The 16,157-nt window shown below is 54.5% G+C and carries 16 protein-coding genes and 1 tRNA gene; 7 read left to right on the forward strand and 10 right to left on the reverse strand.

Features of this window, described 5'->3' with window-relative positions; translation table 11 throughout:
- Positions 1 to 14: 14 nt before the first annotated feature.
- The 4 genes from M2120_RS05610 to M2120_RS05625 form a co-directional block, all read right to left on the reverse strand.
- Entirely contained in the window at positions 15 to 860 is an 846-nt protein-coding gene (locus M2120_RS05610) for a transglutaminase family protein (protein WP_280797732.1), read from the reverse strand.
- Complete coding sequence (locus M2120_RS05615) at positions 857 to 1,786, reverse strand: alpha-E domain-containing protein (RefSeq protein WP_280797733.1); 930 nt, start codon at positions 1,784 to 1,786, stop codon at positions 857 to 859. Before M2120_RS05615 ends, M2120_RS05610 begins: the two co-directional genes overlap by 4 nt.
- The gene (locus M2120_RS05620; RefSeq protein WP_280797734.1) at positions 1,786 to 3,474 is read right to left on the reverse strand and encodes a circularly permuted type 2 ATP-grasp protein; all 1,689 of its coding nucleotides are present in this window, start codon (positions 3,472 to 3,474) and stop codon (positions 1,786 to 1,788) included. Before M2120_RS05620 ends, M2120_RS05615 begins: the two co-directional genes overlap by 1 nt.
- A gap of 81 nt (positions 3,475 to 3,555) precedes the next feature.
- On the reverse strand, positions 3,556 to 4,641 hold the full coding sequence (locus M2120_RS05625) for an alpha/beta hydrolase family protein (RefSeq protein ID WP_280797735.1): 1,086 nt from the start codon (positions 4,639 to 4,641) through the stop codon (positions 3,556 to 3,558).
- A 92-nt stretch (positions 4,642 to 4,733) separates the two neighbouring features.
- Here M2120_RS05625 and M2120_RS05630 point away from each other — a divergent pair, with 92 nt between their 5' ends.
- Together M2120_RS05630 and M2120_RS05635 are read left to right on the forward strand one after the other, a co-directional pair.
- Positions 4,734 to 6,233 carry an APC family permease gene (locus M2120_RS05630; RefSeq protein ID WP_280797736.1) on the forward strand — a complete coding sequence of 500 codons (1,500 nt, stop codon included), beginning with the start codon at positions 4,734 to 4,736 and terminating at the stop codon, positions 6,231 to 6,233.
- Between the two features lie 8 nt (positions 6,234 to 6,241).
- Positions 6,242 to 7,573, forward strand: coding sequence for a flavin monoamine oxidase family protein (locus tag M2120_RS05635; RefSeq protein ID WP_280797737.1), 1,332 nt, complete (start codon positions 6,242 to 6,244; stop codon positions 7,571 to 7,573).
- 21 nt (positions 7,574 to 7,594) lie between these two features.
- Here M2120_RS05635 and M2120_RS05640 read toward each other — a convergent pair whose 3' ends face one another.
- The gene (locus M2120_RS05640) at positions 7,595 to 7,855 is read right to left on the reverse strand and encodes a DUF2256 domain-containing protein (RefSeq protein ID WP_280797738.1); all 261 of its coding nucleotides are present in this window, start codon (positions 7,853 to 7,855) and stop codon (positions 7,595 to 7,597) included.
- Here M2120_RS05640 and M2120_RS05645 point away from each other — a divergent pair.
- Positions 7,854 to 8,384, forward strand: coding sequence for a PadR family transcriptional regulator (locus M2120_RS05645; RefSeq protein WP_280797739.1), 531 nt, complete (start codon positions 7,854 to 7,856; stop codon positions 8,382 to 8,384). The two genes, M2120_RS05640 and M2120_RS05645, sit on opposite strands and share 2 nt — an antisense overlap.
- 3 nt (positions 8,385 to 8,387) lie before the next feature.
- Positions 8,388 to 10,118, forward strand: a complete 1,731-nt coding sequence (locus M2120_RS05650; RefSeq protein ID WP_280797740.1) for an ABC1 kinase family protein — start codon at positions 8,388 to 8,390, stop codon at positions 10,116 to 10,118.
- Here the strand turns inward: M2120_RS05650 and M2120_RS05655 are convergent.
- From M2120_RS05655 to M2120_RS05665, 3 genes are all read right to left on the reverse strand, one after another.
- A complete protein-coding gene (locus M2120_RS05655; protein WP_280797741.1) occupies positions 10,115 to 10,855 on the reverse strand; it encodes a DUF429 domain-containing protein in 741 nt (246 codons plus the stop codon). The genes M2120_RS05650 and M2120_RS05655 overlap by 4 nt on opposite strands.
- 70 nt (positions 10,856 to 10,925) lie before the next feature.
- Positions 10,926 to 10,998, reverse strand: a tRNA-Arg gene (locus M2120_RS05660).
- Positions 10,999 to 11,068: 70 nt separating this feature from the next.
- Entirely contained in the window at positions 11,069 to 11,863 is a 795-nt protein-coding gene (locus tag M2120_RS05665; protein WP_280797742.1) for a transglutaminase-like domain-containing protein, read from the reverse strand.
- Positions 11,864 to 11,974: 111 nt separating this feature from the next.
- On the opposite strand from M2120_RS05665, the gene M2120_RS05670 reads away from it, so the two are divergent.
- Together M2120_RS05670 and M2120_RS05675 are read left to right on the forward strand one after the other, a co-directional pair.
- Positions 11,975 to 12,808, forward strand: coding sequence for an exodeoxyribonuclease III (locus M2120_RS05670; protein ID WP_280797743.1), 834 nt, complete (start codon positions 11,975 to 11,977; stop codon positions 12,806 to 12,808).
- A 5-nt stretch (positions 12,809 to 12,813) separates the two neighbouring features.
- Positions 12,814 to 13,152 carry a hypothetical protein gene (locus M2120_RS05675; protein ID WP_280797744.1) on the forward strand — a complete coding sequence of 113 codons (339 nt, stop codon included), beginning with the start codon at positions 12,814 to 12,816 and terminating at the stop codon, positions 13,150 to 13,152.
- On the opposite strand, the gene M2120_RS05680 is transcribed toward M2120_RS05675, so the two are convergent.
- Together M2120_RS05680 and M2120_RS05685 are read right to left on the reverse strand one after the other, a co-directional pair.
- Entirely contained in the window at positions 13,149 to 13,751 is a 603-nt protein-coding gene (locus M2120_RS05680; RefSeq protein WP_280797745.1) for a hypothetical protein, read from the reverse strand. The two genes, M2120_RS05675 and M2120_RS05680, sit on opposite strands and share 4 nt — an antisense overlap.
- Before the next feature lie 83 nt (positions 13,752 to 13,834).
- Entirely contained in the window at positions 13,835 to 14,668 is an 834-nt protein-coding gene (locus M2120_RS05685) for an SDR family NAD(P)-dependent oxidoreductase (protein ID WP_280797746.1), read from the reverse strand.
- Positions 14,669 to 14,795: 127 nt separating this feature from the next.
- On the opposite strand from M2120_RS05685, the gene M2120_RS05690 reads away from it, so the two are divergent.
- Entirely contained in the window at positions 14,796 to 16,154 is a 1,359-nt protein-coding gene (locus tag M2120_RS05690; RefSeq protein WP_280797747.1) for a DUF6421 family protein, read from the forward strand.
- Positions 16,155 to 16,157: the final 3 nt, after the last annotated feature.

The raw sequence follows: 16,157 nt of genomic DNA on the forward strand, positions 1-16,157 counted from the left end.
TAGGGGTATGTGATCTAGGCCTCTTTGGTGATCTCAACCTTGACGAAAACACCTGATGCACTCGCGCCTGCATAGACACCGCGCAGTGGGGATACATCCTTGTAGTCGCGACCACGGGCAATCAGCACGTGGCGCTCACCAATGTTGAGCATGTTGGTGGGGTCATAGCCAAACCAGTCACCGGTGAACCACTCAACCCAGGCGTGTGATTCGCCCACGATGGTCTCGCCAATCTCCGCATCAGGCTTCGACTGAAGATAACCGGAGACATAACGGGCAGGGATTCCCACAGCACGCAAAGCACCGAGTGTGACGTGAGCGATGTCCTGGCAGACTCCCTTTTTGTTCTCCCACGCATGGGTTGCCGTGGTCTGAACTCCGGTCACGCCCTTGGTGTATTCGATGTTGTCATAGATGGCAGCAGCGATGGCCTGCGCGGTTTCTGCTGGGTTCTTGTGTTGAGCAGCAATCTCCTGGGCGAGTGCAACAAGCCCCTCAGGTGGTGAGGTGAGTCTGGTTTGCTCAGTGAACTCAACAAACTTCGTGGAGCTGGTGCGTGCTGCTTCCAGCTCCTCCCAGCTGATGTCGGGAACTTCACGCAAAGCAGGGCGGACTTCAACAACACTGGTTGCGGTCACCGACAGTTCAGTGTGAGGAGTGAGGACTTCAAAGGTGCTCACCTGAGTTCCCCAGTAGTCGACATAGCCGTGCTGGGCAGCGGTGGGGTGAATCTGAAGGTTTGCCTGCAGAACAAACTGCTCGTTGTTACTCACAGGCAACATGCGTGCTTCGTTATAGGAAGCAGTTGCCGGAAGTTCATATTTGAACCCCGTGCGGTGGACTATGCGGAGACGACTCATGAGTTTTCTCCAATCCACACCGGAACGGCGCTGGTGGGGAAATACTTCAAACGAATCTGATCGCTGGCAGCACTGGTGACGGCCTGGACTTCTTCCATGTGGGCAGGAAGGTCATCCATGAGTTCAATGATCGGGCGGAACTCAAGTTCACTACGAATACCACCGAGTAAACGCAGCGCCTGGTCCACAACACCGGCGCGACCTTCGCGTGGATCAATCTCGCGCAAGCATTCCTCGGCCTTAGTGACCGAGTAGAGAATCGAGCGAGGGAACAGGCGGTCTGTGAGCAAGAACTCTGCCGCGTTCCGAGTCGAAGGAACTCCGCGGTAGGTGCGAAGGTAGGCCTCATAGGCGCCACAACTGCGCAGAATCGTGGTCCACGACGGACCGCTGGCGTCAGTCAGCGACCTCGTCGCTAACAGACGGGCGGTCATATCTGCACGCTCAATGGCGCGACCAAGTGTGAAGAACTGCCACGCTTCATCGTGGCTTGTGGCAGAGTCCACAATGCCGATAGCCAGCGCAGCACGTTCCCGGACGTAGCGGAAGAACTCGTGTGTCTTATCCGCAGCAACCTTTTTAGGAATGCGGGCGTTGGTGCTGTTGAGGCACTCCCACAATTCAGTGGAAACAATCTCGCGAGCACGACGAGCATTCTCTCGTGCTGACGCAATAGCAAAGGCAATAGAACCAGGGTGCTGACGATCCACCGCTAGATCGTTGATCACGTCTTCACGGGTGACGAGCCTGCCTGGAGGAAGATCAGTACCCATTACCGAAAGCAGTGAGCGGCAGGCAGTGTCTTCATCAATCCAGGGGTCTTCCAGCAACAGCTGCAGGTGAACGTCCAAGATGCGCGCAGTTCCATCAGAGCGCTCAACATAGCGACCGATCCAGAACAGGGATTCTGCAATTCGAGAAAGCATTAGTTCACCCCTTCCTCGGTTGACTGCTGTTGTTGTTCCTGCTGTTGGTGGCGCTTGGTAGCGTCATGATCTTGCGGCAAGACCGAAGGCAATGATGCCTTCGACTCGTGAGAGGTCTGAGAGGTGGAATCAAGTTCATCCGATTCGAGAGTGGCCTGGCCGGCCACGAGGTCCGAAACACTGACGTGTTCGCGCTTACCCTTGCCGGGTCGTTCGTCGATAGGCCCGACAACCCATGTGTCCTTCGAGCCACCACCCTGGCTCGAGTTCACCACAAGCTCCCCCTCAGGAAGAGCAACACGAGTGAGACCACCTGGAAGTACAAAGACATCGTCACCGCTGTTGACGGCAAAAGGTCGCAAGTCTGCATGGCGAGGTCGCATGCCATCCTCAACGAGTGTGGGGATGGTGGAGAACTGAACTACAGGTTGAGCAATCCAGCCGCGAGGATCAGCAATAAGACGTTCACGCAGTGCATCGAGTTCATCCTTCGATGCGTCTGGCCCCACGACAAGGCCCTTACCGCCCGAACCATCTACAGGTTTGACCACGAGTTCATCGAGGCGGTCTAGAACTTCTTCGAGAGCTGCTGGCTCTTCCAGACGCCAGGTGTCCACGTTGGGAAGGATTGGTTCTTCGCCGAGGTAATACTTGGTCAACTCGGGCACGTAGGTGTAGACGAGCTTGTCATCGGCAACACCATTACCCACAGCATTGGCAATAGTGACGTGACCCAGACGAGCAGCAAGTAGCATGCCAGGAGAACCAAGGATTGAATCCGGACGGAACTGCAGTGGGTCAATGTATTCGTCATCCACGCGACGATAGATCACATCCACACGCTTGGGACCGGCAGTGGTGCGCATCCAGACACGACCGTTCGAGCAGAACAGGTCACGTCCTTCCACCAGCTCCACACCCATCAAACGAGCAAGCAGGGTGTGTTCGAAGTATGCCGAGTTATAGACACCGGGAGTAAGCACCACGATGGTGGGCTCGTCCACACCATCAGGTGCTGAAGCTTGAAGCGCCTGGAGAAGTTTGTAGGGGTAGTCACCGACCGGGCGAACACTCATCTCCACAAAGAGCTCAGGAAGTGTCTGTGCCATCACGCGACGGTTAGAGATGACGTAGCTCACACCTGAGGGAACACGCACGTTGTCCTCGAGTACTCGCCAGTCACCTTGCTGGTCGCGAATCAGGTCAATGCCTGCCACGTGAATACGAACACCATTTGCGGAACGGATACCGGCAGCCTGGCGGTGGTAGTGACTCGAGGTACTGATCAGCTTGGCGGGGATAACTCCATCTCGCACCGCATTCTGTGGACCATAGACATCTGCCAAGAACATTTCGAGAACCTTGACGCGCTGCTGCACACCGCGCTCAACGTTGTTCCAGTCATCTGCTTCGATGACACGGGGAACAGCATCGAGCGGGAATGGACGTTCTTCCCCCGCAAAGTCGAAGGTCACGCCCTGAGCAAGATAGGAGCTCGCTAGCGCTTCGGTGCGACCACGAAGTTCTTCCTGCGACATCTGCGCAAGAGCGTTATAGAGCTCCTTGTAGGGGGCACGAGGATTACCGGGCTTGTCTGTCTTGGGGAACATCTCGTCCCACGCAGCAGCACCCTTGCGCACACGCGGAGTTTCACGCGTGTTGCTATAACCGTCGAACAGGGTCTCCATAGACCGATTCTGCCATCAAAGAGTTACGAGCGGGTTACCGATTTAGTTATTCAGTAACCCGCCCGTAATCAGTGAAGAGTGTTAGAACTTGGAGTTCAGCCAGGTACGAGCCTCATCAACCGAGGCCTGGGGCAACGAGAAGTGGTCGTCATTAGGGTAGGTCGAAGAGCTGATGTCTCCCCCGAGTGCCTTAATGGCGTCAATGTAGCCAAGCTGCCAAGGCAGTGGGCACGGACCGTTAGGGTCTTGACCATCAATGAGAACCAACACAGGGCACACTGGCTTCTTCTGAGCTGCGGATGCTTTCTCAAACGCGCCCATCCACACAGGAAGCTTGGCGGTGTTGACCTGAATTACGGGGCCACTGAGGTTGTAATTGCGGGTCAAGATATCGCTGAAGTGGTGGACAGAAGCTGTGTTCCAATTCTCCTCAAACAGTTTCTTGCCCAGCGGAGAGAACACATCATCGAGAGAGAGTTTGTCGGGGAATGCTGCCGTCATCGCCGCCAAGATCATGAACAAATGTCCATCTGGAGGCACCGGAGTACCACTGCCCAGTGCGCTGCCCAAACCAGGCAACTTCAAAGCAATGGAGGGAACACCTGGCGACATGGCGACTGAACCAATCAGTTCAAGGTCACCGTAATCTGCTGCTTCCAGTTCAGCAGCAGCTGCAACAGTGCCACCGCCTTGAGACCATCCAATCAATCCAACTTTGTTACCCGCGCCAACTTTCATCTCTCGTGCGGCGTGAACGATACGTATTGCGTCAAGAGCGTTAGTGCGGTTAACCGTGTATTGGTGAATGCCTTCAGTCCCGATTCCTTGATAATCCGTTGCCACCACGACATAGCCTTCATCGATGAACTTCTGCAGACCCGGAACACCATAATCAATTGGGGTAGTTGACCCCGAAGCGAAATACAGGGTCAACTCTCGTGCAGGATCTTCCTGCGCAGAGGGGCAGGATGCGTCACCCATGCCCGTTGTGCCATGCGCCCAACTCATGATCTTGCGATCTGTGCCTTCGCCAGCAGGAGCAATCACCAATCCAGTTGACTGCGTTGGCTTGCCATGCAGATCGTAGGACGCGTATCGAATTTTGTAAGCGTCAGCTCCAGCAATAGAGGTCGAAATCTTTTCTTGGCTGATGAGTACGTTGCCCATGAGTTCTCCTGATTAGACGGTTAGTTCAGTCTATGAGAGCAGGATGAGCTCAAGTAGCATGACCTTAGCTGCAGCGTTGGAGAGGATTACCCATGAGCGCAACAATCCAAAGCCCCTCACAAGGCAAAGGGCTCCAAGCAAACACTCTGGGTGTTTTCGGTTCCACCGTCATTGGACTCGCCTCGACTGCACCGCTTTACTCTCTCGCAGCGACCCTGGGATACGTCGTTCTTGCCGTCGGTGCACAGGCGCCCCTCGTTTTCATCATCGCTGCCATCCCGATGATTTTTGCTGCCTTCGCATATCAAGAACTCAACCGCTCCATGCCTGACTGTGGCACGACCTTCGTCTGGGGCACAAAAGCTTTCGGCCCCATTACTGGCTGGATTGGCGGCTGGGCTCTCGCCGTTGCCAGCGTGATGGTGTTGGCAAACGTCAGCGAAGTCACAGCCATCTATTTTTGGTACCTGGTAGGCAATGTCGGTTTTGCTGAAGACCCCGCCATTGTGATTTGGACTGCCGTTGCCTTCATTGCTCTGATGACGGCAATCAGTGTTCTCGGACTCCAGATCGGCGAGCGCATGCAAACCGTTCTCATGATCTTCCAAATTGGCCTCTTGGTCGCTTTTGGTGTTCTCGCATTCATTAATGCCGCCGGCGGATCCAACCCTGACTCCGTTCAATTCTCATGGTCGTGGTTTGATGCAACTCAATTGGACTCGTGGTCGGGCTTTATGCAGGCCGTACTTCTCGCCCTCTTTATCTACTGGGGTTGGGACACCTGTCTGGCACTGAATGAAGAGACCCGCAATCCGAAGAAGACCCCTGGTCGAGCAGCATTGCTCACCATTGTGATTCTCATCGTGGTCTATGTTGGCGTCACCATTGGTGTGATGATGTTCTCCGGCTTTGGAGAAGCAGGCTTTGGTCTGGCAAACCCTGACAACTTAGATGATGTGTTCTCAGTACTTCGAGACGTGTTCTTTGGACAGTGGGGTTGGCTTCTGATCCTGGCCGTCATGATCTCTGCCGCTTCCTCAACGCAGACAACCATCCTGCCCACTGCTCGAGGAACACTGTCGATGGCTGTCTATAAAGCACTACCTGCCAAGTTTGCTCAGATTCACCCCCGCTACAAGACCCCATGGTTCTCCACCGTGGTGATGGGTGTTGCCGCGATTGTCTACTACGTCGTGATGTCCTTCCTCTCCACAGATATGTTGGCGGACTCATTGTCCTCAATGGGTCTCGCGATTGCGTTCTACTACGCCATCACGAGCTTCTCAGCGATGTGGTACTTCCGGAAGACGTTGCGAGAGAGTGCACGTAATCTGTGGATGCGAGGGATCTTCCCCTTCTTGGGTGGTCTTCTTCTGACCTATGCATTCATTCAGTCAGCGCTGGACATGTTCAACGTTGACTATGGCTACACCGTGCTCCTGGGTGTGGGTGGTTCGTTCGTGATCGGTGTGGGCGCCATTTTGATCGGCTTTGTCTTGATGGGTGCCTGGTGGTTACGACCTGGCTCCAAGCAGTTCTTCCGTGGAGAGAGCCTGAACAAGGACACCCCTGTTTTGGTTCCTGACATTTAACGATTGCTATGAGTAAAGAACACACCACCATCGTTATTGGTGCAGGAGTCGCCGGACTTACTGCAGCGCGTCTGCTCAACCAACAACGCACCCAGGTCATTGTGCTCGAAGCACGCAATCGCATCGGTGGCCGTCTGCATTCCGAACACCGAGATGGCTATGTCACCGACCTAGGTGCATCCTGGATCCACGGCATAGATGACAGCCCCGTTGAAAAGATGTGCTCCTACCTGGGAATGCCCATGGTCGAGTTCACGGTGGGCAGCTTCCAACCAGATAGTCGCCCCATTCTCTATTTCAGCCCCGAGGGCGATCAGCTCACGCCTGAGCTAGCTCATGCCTTCACCCAGGACATCCACACCTTCGATGAGATTCTCGTGGCGGTCATCTCCACAATTCCTACCGGCAGTTCCTATGCCGACGCAGTTGAGATAGCTCTGAAGAAAACACGATGGAACGAGGATCGTTGCGCCCGTGTACGTGAATACATGCAGCACCGCACCGAAGAACAAGACGGTGCACACTTCACCCAGATCGATGCGCACGGCCTCGACAACGAAGAAGTGGATGGTGACGAGGTTGTCTTCCCGCAAGGCTATGACCAACTAGCTCACGGTCTTGCCCGCGGCCTTGATATTCGTCTCGAGCACACCGTTACTCGCGTCACCTGGAACAGTAGCGGTGTCTCGATTGAGACTGACCGAGGAAGCTTCTCGGCCGATCAGGTCATCATCACCGTTCCGGTGGGAGTGCTCCAGTCAGAGGGCTTCATTATTGAACCTCCGTTGCCCGAAACGGTTGAGAAGGCTCTGAGTAGTTTCCGGATGAATGATTTTGAGAAAATCATTCTCCGTTATGACCAGAAGTTCTGGGATGAGGACATCTACGCTTTCCGTCGCCAAGGACCTGCCGGTGATTGGTGGCACTCTTGGTATGACCTCACCAGCCTGCATGGAACACCAGCATTGCTGACATTTGCGGCAGGGCCCTGCGCAATTGAGACTCGTCACCTCTCCGATGAGGCGGTTGCTGAACTCGTCACCACTGCACTTCGTCAGATCTATGGAGAAGCTGTCCCCGCTCCGCACACGATTCATCGCACCAATTGGAAAGAAGACCCGCTTGCCCTGGGAGCATATTCCTTCCTCACCGTTGGTGCAGAAACGTCAGAACACGACCATCTCGCAACCCCGGTTGGTGGGGTCCTCCACATCGCCGGTGAAGCCACCTGGCGAGATGACCCTGCAACGGTTACCGCTGCACTGATGTCAGGACACCGAGCTGCCGAGAACGTGTTGAAACGACCCGTTCCCATCAGCACGTTGTGGGAGCAGTACTAGCACAGCACTAGGAAGTACTGCCTAGCCCTTCTTGCATTTCTCGGAGCAGTACTTCACGTTCTCCCAATCACGTGCCCACTTCTTACGCCACTCAAAGGGCAGACCACAACGCTCACAGACCTTGGGGGCAAAGCCGTTCTTTGTCTGGGCGATACGATGCATGGCTTCACCATAACCCAAGCAACCGATTCGCAGAGAGCGAAAGCTCTTCCGGTCTCCCGTGAAGCGATATATCGTTAACACGTTGCTTTCGCCACGGTCCCACCATAAAGGAGCCCCCATGAAGAATTCCTCTACTGACTGGTCACTAGGATCTGCCCTCAACACTCTTGAAGAATTGGGGGGGCAATTCAAGCGCAATGTCGACATGCGCATGCGCAAAGGTGATGTTCGCATGGCTGTCATTCGCTTACTGAGCGAGTCACCCATGCACGGCTACCAAATCATTCACGAGATTGAATCCCGCAGTGGTGGGGCATGGAAGCCAAGCCCTGGTTCCGTTTATCCCACGCTCCAAATGCTCGTCGATGAAGGTCTCCTCGAGTCCAAGGAAAACAAGGGGCGCAGAACATACTCCCTCACCTCCGGCGGTGTTGAAGTTGCCGCCGCAGAAGCAGAGAAACCTGCTCCTTGGGAAACAGGTTTTGATCGCCCCACCGGTCCTCGTGGAACACTTGCCATCTCTGGCATGAAGATTGCGAAGGCCGCCGCTGAAGTTGCGCGCACTGGCTCTCCCGAACAGATGGAGAAGGCGGCACAGTTGCTCGATGAGGCAGCGAAAAAACTTTCTGCCATTGTGTCGCACAATTAAGGGGTGGGTAACCCCGAGACAGGTATAGCCAGCGAGCCATTAAGTGCTCGCGAAGCTCGCGCGCGCTATCGCAGAATTTTGCGCTTTGCCGCTCTTCACCTCGCTTCCCTGTGGTGGTTTGAACTCGTACTACCTCGATTTGGTCTGAACTCTATTGCGAACAAGACCCGAACGAGACGACTTCAACGCATTGCACGCAGCTTTCAAAAGCTAGCTCTAGATCTCAGTGGTCTTCTGATTAAGCTTGGCCAGTTCATGTCAACGCGCCTGGACATCCTCCCCGCGGAAATAACCAAAGAACTTGAAGGTCTCCAGGACGAAGTCCCTGCCGTGGACTTCGCGCTTATCCGTGCCATGGCGGAGAACGAACTAGGGCTACCCCTAGAGCAGGTATTTACTTCTGTTGAATCCACTCCACTGGCAGCTGCATCACTGGGTCAGGTTCACCGTGCAGTCTTATCTGACGACGAAGCTGCAGAGTTGGGATTCTCCAACGTAGTTCTGAAAATTCAACGCCCGGGCATTGACGGCATTGTCGAGGTTGACCTCAGCGCACTTCGTCGAGTGGCAGGCTGGCTCAGCCGAATTCGACTGGTCAATCGTCGTGCAGATGCACCGGCACTGATGGACGAATTCGCTGCCACCTGCCTCGAAGAGATCGACTACCTCAACGAGGCTGCAAATGCTGAGCGATTTGCTGAGAACTTTGCCGACAATCCTCGCGTTCGTGTTCCTGGGGTTGTCTGGGAGAGATCCACTCGTCGCGTACTAGTCCAAGAAGATGTTACAAACATCAAGATCACAGACCTAAGTTCTCTCCGAGCTGCAGGGATTGATCCTGCTCAGGTTGCTGATGAATTCGCAGCAATCATGTTTGATCAGGTGTTCATCCACGGCTTCTTCCATGCTGACCCTCACCCGGGAAATATCTTTATCCAGCCCCTCGACGAAGAGGATGAGTTTGGCCAAACCTGGCGCATGACTTTCATCGACTTCGGCATGATGGGCGAGGTTCCCTCAAGCTTAGGCAAGGCACTGCGCACCACCGTGATTGCTGCCGCATCACGCGATGGTGCTGGAATGGTCGATGGAATGCGCGAGATTGGTGTCCTGATGCCCAGCGCTGACACCGTTGAACTAGAGCGAGCACTCACCAAAGTCTTTGACCGTTTCGGGGGCATCAGCTTTGTCGAGCTTCAAACTATTGACCCTCGCGAGTTCAAGTCATTCGTGAATGAGTTTTCCGACATCGTCAGAGCCTTACCGTTTCAATTCCCTGAGAACTTCCTCCTGGTTATCAGAGCGATCTCGTTGACCTCAGGAGTGTGTAGCTCGGTGAATCCACAATTCAACATTTGGAACGCCATCGAACCCTACTCTGCCAAGCTCATCAAGGCAGAGGGCGGTAACGTCATCGAGGCGTTCCTCAGAGACGGGCTCACTTCTCTGAGCCTTCTTGCTCGATTGCCCAAACGAGTGGACTCTCTCATCACCAGGGCAGAACTCGGTCAGCTCTCGCTGCGAAACCCAGAACTTGAGAAGCGAACATCTTCAGTTGCACGCGCCGTGAGAAGAGTGGTCTCCGCTGTACTTTTTGGGGTGTTCTTCATCAGTGGCCTGATCACTATCGACACCAACACCACTCTGGCCACTTGGATGTTTGTAATTTCAGCAGTGCCTTTATTACATGCTCTTTTTGCAGACGTCATTGCACGTCGAGGCCCGTTGCCCTAATCGATGAGGGAGTTCAGTGTTCCCTGAGGCAAACAAATCCAACCTTCTGTCCTCGCGCGTGACAGTTGATCCTCGCGTGGGGTTAGGGCCTGCCCCCGAGTAACAGCACGTGCAGCAAAAGCAGCAATAACCGCGTCAAAAGCATCACACGACGAAACCATGAGGTCTTCAAAATCTCCCGGGTTGAACCACGCCACTTCTGCTTTCAGTTCACAAATGAGGCCTTTTCGTATGTCTTCGGACGTGCGGTAACCAGAGGTGTGAAAACCCCACAACCGCAAAGATGCTCCTGGATATACCTCTGCGATTCGTTCAGTGCCCACACGATTGAGTGGTACTCCTGCCTCTGAAAGGCGAGAAAGTAACCCTGCGCATCTCATTGCCGTAAGCCCCAAACGATCAGTGGAGACACTCAATGGCCAGCGACCTGTTACTTCTCGAACATGACGGTCCGTCTCGCGATATGCCAAGCTCCTGCGCCACGTCATTCCACCATCAAAGTCATGCTGTGAGAAGTTACCGTCAGCTTGCTGAACCATGAAATTCACAAATTGTTCAGGCCACCCCAATGCGCAATCGATACCGAGCTTGTCTACTTGAGAAGCAAGATTAACAATGGGCTCATCGGTAAGACCCAGTTGGAGATCGACAACTACAGCTCGTGAAGAACTCCACTCCACAACTGCAAGCGCAGTCCCCTTGGGTTCCGCGGCAAGATCTACTCCGGCTGTCAGCACAGCCTCACACTACCTAAACTCTGATGATCGCAGGCAACAAAAAAGACCCACCAGAGTGGGTCTTGATTTGTGCGCCCGAAGGGATTCGAACCCCTAACCTTCTGATCCGTAGTCAGATGCTCTATCCGTTGAGCTACGGGCGCAGTGTTGTAAACAACTTTGAAAGCATAGCAGGGCTCGCGCCTAGCTAAAAATTCGATTGAAGCTCAATCCCTACGCGGGGAGGTTGATTAAGGTTGCATGGTCATCTTCGACCATGTCATCTGCCTCAGCGTTGACTGCCAGTGAACCAAAGTTCACTTGGCCGCCAATAACGGTGAGCCAAGCGGTGTCTGCAGCATCGCGACCGGTCGCAATGCGCATGAGTGTGTGGCGTGGAGCACGTCCCGTTGGGTCAAATACGTGCCAGGAACCATCGATGAATGCTTCGGTAACAGCGTGGAAGTCTGCGGGGGTCACGCCTGGTGCATAAGTGGAGACCAGTCTGGCGGGAACATCCAGTGCACGCAGCAGAGCGATGTTCAAGTGAGCAAAGTCTCGACACACCCCATTGCGAGAGATGAGGGTGTGAAGCGCTCCATCGGAGGAGCGGCTTGTTCCGGGGATGTAGTTCAGTTGCTGGTTCACCCAGTCACGAACAGAGTTCACCAGTTCAACCCCAGCCAGTCCTGCAAACTCAGCACGGGCCACATTTCCCAGCTGATCAGATTCGCAATAGCGACTCTGGCGTGAATACAGAATCAGGTCAGACTCGGTCACAGGAGGCGGTGGAGTGGTTCCTGTGATGGTGGCGTCATAGGCAACGCTCACACGGCCTGAGTTCACCTCGGCAATGTGAATACGACCACCATGGTGGTCTGCTAATTCACGAACCGGAACTTCTACTTCGTCTTGGCGAACGATGAGCTGCTCCTGGACATTGTTCTTGTCTGCCACGGCGACAGAAAGCAACAGCCGGGCTGGTGCTTTGGCGTGGAGAACGATGTGGGTGGAAGCAGTGCGCTGCATATCTACAGTGTCCGGTCTGGTCAGAAGAAAAACAAGAGACAGGCCCCCACCTGTTAGAGAAGAATATCGGTGAATTCGGGTCCTGAGTTCACCAGCGACTACCTTAGAAGCATGCGCATTGCCACCTGGAACGTGAACTCTATTCGTGCTCGTGTGGAGCGCGTGGTGGACTACATCGTTCGTGAAGACATTGATGTGCTGTGCATGCAGGAGATCAAGTGTCGGGATAGCCAGTTCCCTTATGACCAGTTCACTGCCGCCGGATATGAGGTTGTTCTTCATGGCCTCAACCAGTGGAATGGTGTCGCTATCGCCTCACGTCTTCCCCTAGAAGATGTTCAGATTACTTTCCCCTCGCAACCAGGTTTTGGTGAACTTGACGATGAAGGCAACGCTCCGCTGGAAGCGCGTGCGATTGCCGCCACCGTTGATGGTGTTCGGTTGTGGAGCTTGTATGTTCCCAACGGTCGTGAACTCGACCACCCGCACTACGCCTACAAACTCGAATGGCTTCGAGGTCTTGCCCGGGACACCGCAGGCTGGTTGGCAGATTCTCCGGATATGCCACTTGCTCTCTTAGGCGACTGGAACGTTGTTCCTTACGACCACGATGTCTGGGACATCAGTGAGTTCGCTGGCAGCACCCACGTCTCTCCCCCAGAGCGTGAAGCCTTCTTTGCCTTTGAAGCTGTGGGCCTAACCGATGTTGTGCGACCCCTTATCCCCGAGGGCTATACCTACTGGGACTACAAGCAGCTGCGCTTCCCTCGCAATGAAGGTATGCGCATTGACTTCATCTTGGGTTCGCCCGCATTTGCTGAGCTTGTCGACAGCGCAGTGATTGCCCGTGACGAGCGAAAGGGAGATGGCCCTAGTGACCACGTCCCCGTCGTGGTTGACTTAGTGCGCGACGGCAATGACGATGACCGCCCCATGATTTGGTAGGAATGATGACTGCAACGAAGAAGTCCACCACCCTCAGCATTGTGTTGCTGGTTGTGTCCGTGCTCAGCACACTGGTGCTTTTTATACCTGCTCTCTTTCTTGCCATGGTCAGCGATAGCTGCAGCGCGAACACCTGCAACATGACGGTGTTCAGCATTGGTTTCTATATTGCTGTTGCAGGTCCAGCTATTTCGACCCTGTTGGGTTTGGTGTTCACCATCCGGGCCTTGGTGCAAAAGAAAGACGCCGTGAACTTCGCCCTGATTGGGTTGGGTGGAACCTATGGGGCATTCATGCTGGGTGTGGCCATCACGTTTATTGTCGCTGCCAGCAAGACCTCCTAATACTCAGGCGTCTGGTCTTCAATCAGCTGAGCTAGATCCAAGTTGATGAATTGGCGCAGCCGGTCGCTGCGCTCTTCTTCGTAGTTTTCTCCGCCGAACTCGATAGCTTCTTTACGGTCAAGTGTGCGTTCCATTTCACGTGAGAGCTCAGCCCAGGCGAGAGAGTGTGCTTCGGTGATGAGTGCACGAAGCCACTGTTCATTGGTGAGGTTTTCCTTAAGTCTGCGGGCGACTTCTTCCAACGAGCCCAAGCGAATGGTGAGGTTGTTGACGTCTCCGCGGCGATAGTCATCCTTGAACATTGCCTCACCGCGAAGGCGGCGAGCACGGGTGAGATCTGCGGATACAGCTGCAGCGGTCTCGAGGTTTTCTACTGCCAAGGTAGTGATGACTTCTTTGGCGGGTTCTAAATAGATGCTGGGGTCAAAGGCGTCAGGTTGAGTAATGGCCTGCACCAATATCTTGTTCTTGATGGCCATCACAGCACCAAGTCGGGCCATGGCCAAACCATCGTCAGCAGAGGAGGCGATGCTCTCTAGGATTTCTGGGGTGGGTTCAACAGGGGCACTGTTCTTGCGCCACATGCGCCAGTTAGCCATGCGTTCTCCCTGGAATTGCCTACACTTCCAGACTACCGAGGCACAGCTGACACTTCGCTGAAGGGTGAGGTGTTCTCCCCTAGCTACTTCCGCCCAGTGAACTTATCCATGGTGTTGTAAACACCAAAGACGTTGCCGGCGATGGCATCGAACCAGCCCTGAGGCAAGATACCTTTGAGCACCTTAGAAAGGTGAACGGTCCAGGGCAGCATCAGCATTGCTTTGCCTGAGCGCATTGCGCTCCACACCCGGTCCACCACATACTCAGGTTTCATGATGGGGGTCATCAACGGTCCCTTGACGCCCTCAAACATTCCCGTGGAGATATAGCTTGGGCACACTGTGGTGACCTTGATGTTGGTGTAACCCTGCTGGATCAGCTCTAGTCGAACCGAATCACTCCAGCCAATCAATGCCCACTTGCTGGAGGCATAGACACTCATCTTGGGGTTAGACAGGGTTCCTGCAGCGGATGCAATGTTCACAATGCGTGAGGGACGCTTGCCGTCAATCATGCCGCGCAAGAATTCGTGGGTGATATACATCGGAGCTAGTGAGTTGATCTTCATGATGAACTCGGTGTCGCGCTCATTCTCGTGTTCCCAGAAGTAGGTGCCCCGCACAACGCCAGCGTTGTTAATGATGACGTCGACGCCTCCGTGATCGGCGATCACTTTGGCGGCGGCCTTCTCTATTGCTGTGCGCTGGGCAATGTCGACCAGCATGGGCACGATCTCTTGGCTGTCATCAGCGTGAACGCGCAGAGCTTTAGTGGTTTCGGTCAAGGCTTCTTTATTGATGTCCCACAGAATGATGGTTTCTGCGCCTTCGGCAACTGCACGTTCGGCATAGAGGCGGCCCATGCCCATTGCTGCACCGGTGATGAGGAATCTGCTGCCCGTAACAGTGAAAGTCATAGCTTTACTCTACTCGTGGCGATTTATTGCGTGAGATTGCTATTTTGATGCGTTTTCTTGACAAAACTTGCGCTTTTCACGCAAGATTTCGCTGAAACGTGCGCGCATTCAGGCGTACCGTAGAGGTATGACACAACTACTTGACCTCACTGCTGCTGCAGACATTACTGAAACCACTCCTGCATGGGTTGCACTCAAGAATGCGGCCGTTGCTCTTCAGGCAATGCAGATCAAGGATGGCTCTATTCCCGAGACCAGCAACCACGCTGCTGCTCGCGAGCATGTTGCTGTGATCATTGAGTCGATTCACGAACTCCTCCCCGCTTTCCCTCACGATGCTTCCTACCTCGAAGCAGTCATTGCGGACCTGGGTCGCTGGGTTGAAGGTGGCTTTGTCGAGCCAGACTTCCTCGCCTCCATCTTGGAGTTCGCTCCTGCGGCAAACCGTGTCAACGGTGTTCGCCACCTCGTTGTCTTCCCGATGTATACCCAGAACGGAAGCACCAACCGCTTCATTGAGGCCGTACTGGTTGAAGTCATGTGGCCGGACTTCATTGCCGAGCTTGAAGCTGGCGATTACGGTAACAAGTTGTTTGTTCCACTGCGCTTTATCGATTTCACGCCTGGATACGACACCAACTCAGCAGTGCTGTTCCCTGAGACCGTTGCCATGCGTGAAGTTCCTGCCTTCACCTGGGGCGCTATTTTCCAGGATCGCGAAGCTGCCCGCTTCGCCGTGGTGACCAAGGCAGCCGCTGAGATCACTGGACTAGAACTTCCTGCAGATGCTGCCGAGTTGCTCACCAACCAGAAGCTCTCTGAAGAAACCTTCATCATGTGGGATCTCATTCACGATCGCACCCACATGAGTGGCGATCTGCCCTTCGACCCCTTCATGATCAAGCAGCGCATGCCCTTCTTCCTCTACGGCCTGGAAGAGCTGCGTTGTGACCTCACCGCGTTCCGCGAGTGCGTGAAGATTGAGCGTGGCGGATCGGCTGACCCAGAAACCCGTCACCACGCACGTCTGGTTCAGTATGCAGTTGTATTCGACCGCATCTTCCGCTTCGCCATGACCGGTACTCGCAAGCGCAACTACGACGCGGTTGCCGGACAGCTCATGTTTGCGTGGATGCACCAGCGCGGTGTGCTGCACTGGACCAACAACAAGCTTTCCATTGATTGGGCAGCACTGCCCGATGTTGTGGTTGAACTCGGAGACGCAATCGACGAACTCTACTGGCGCTCCATCGACCGTCCCAAGATTGCACACTGGCTTGCTGCCTACGAACTGGTTGCTGCAACCCTCACCCCACACCCCGCTTCAAAGTGGGCAAAGGGTGCTGACTTCCTTCCTGTTGCAGGAGAACCCGGTGAACTCACCGACCAGCTTCTGGATGATGAGTTCCCTCTGTCGATGTTCTATGAAGCACTTCAGCGCAAGATTGCACCTGTGATTGAGTCAACTAAGGGAATCCGGGCGTAGGCT

It is taken from the genome of Aurantimicrobium minutum, from assembly GCF_029893825.1.
In the GTDB taxonomy this organism is placed as follows: domain Bacteria; phylum Actinomycetota; class Actinomycetes; order Actinomycetales; family Microbacteriaceae; genus Aurantimicrobium; species Aurantimicrobium minutum_C.

Excerpts from the sequence above, each read along its gene's own strand:
- M2120_RS05640 (WP_280797738.1), bottom strand. The coding sequence starts at position 7,855 with ATGGGGGCTCCTTTATGGTGGGACCGTGGCGAAAGCAACGTGTTAACG.
- M2120_RS05610 (WP_280797732.1), bottom strand. The coding sequence starts at position 860 with ATGAGTCGTCTCCGCATAGTCCACCGCACGGGGTTCAAATATGAACTT.
- M2120_RS05690 (WP_280797747.1), top strand. The coding sequence starts at position 14,796 with ATGACACAACTACTTGACCTCACTGCTGCTGCAGACATTACTGAAACC.
- M2120_RS05665 (WP_280797742.1), bottom strand. The coding sequence starts at position 11,863 with ATGCAGCGCACTGCTTCCACCCACATCGTTCTCCACGCCAAAGCACCA.
- M2120_RS05670 (WP_280797743.1), top strand. The coding sequence starts at position 11,975 with ATGCGCATTGCCACCTGGAACGTGAACTCTATTCGTGCTCGTGTGGAG.
- M2120_RS05685 (WP_280797746.1), bottom strand. The coding sequence starts at position 14,668 with ATGACTTTCACTGTTACGGGCAGCAGATTCCTCATCACCGGTGCAGCA.
- M2120_RS05630 (WP_280797736.1), top strand. The coding sequence starts at position 4,734 with ATGAGCGCAACAATCCAAAGCCCCTCACAAGGCAAAGGGCTCCAAGCA.
- M2120_RS05645 (WP_280797739.1), top strand. The coding sequence starts at position 7,854 with ATGAAGAATTCCTCTACTGACTGGTCACTAGGATCTGCCCTCAACACT.
- M2120_RS05675 (WP_280797744.1), top strand. The coding sequence starts at position 12,814 with ATGACTGCAACGAAGAAGTCCACCACCCTCAGCATTGTGTTGCTGGTT.
- M2120_RS05635 (WP_280797737.1), top strand. The coding sequence starts at position 6,242 with ATGAGTAAAGAACACACCACCATCGTTATTGGTGCAGGAGTCGCCGGA.
- M2120_RS05615 (WP_280797733.1), bottom strand. The coding sequence starts at position 1,786 with ATGCTTTCTCGAATTGCAGAATCCCTGTTCTGGATCGGTCGCTATGTT.
- M2120_RS05620 (WP_280797734.1), bottom strand. The coding sequence starts at position 3,474 with ATGGAGACCCTGTTCGACGGTTATAGCAACACGCGTGAAACTCCGCGT.
- M2120_RS05625 (WP_280797735.1), bottom strand. The coding sequence starts at position 4,641 with ATGGGCAACGTACTCATCAGCCAAGAAAAGATTTCGACCTCTATTGCT.
- M2120_RS05680 (WP_280797745.1), bottom strand. The coding sequence starts at position 13,751 with ATGGCTAACTGGCGCATGTGGCGCAAGAACAGTGCCCCTGTTGAACCC.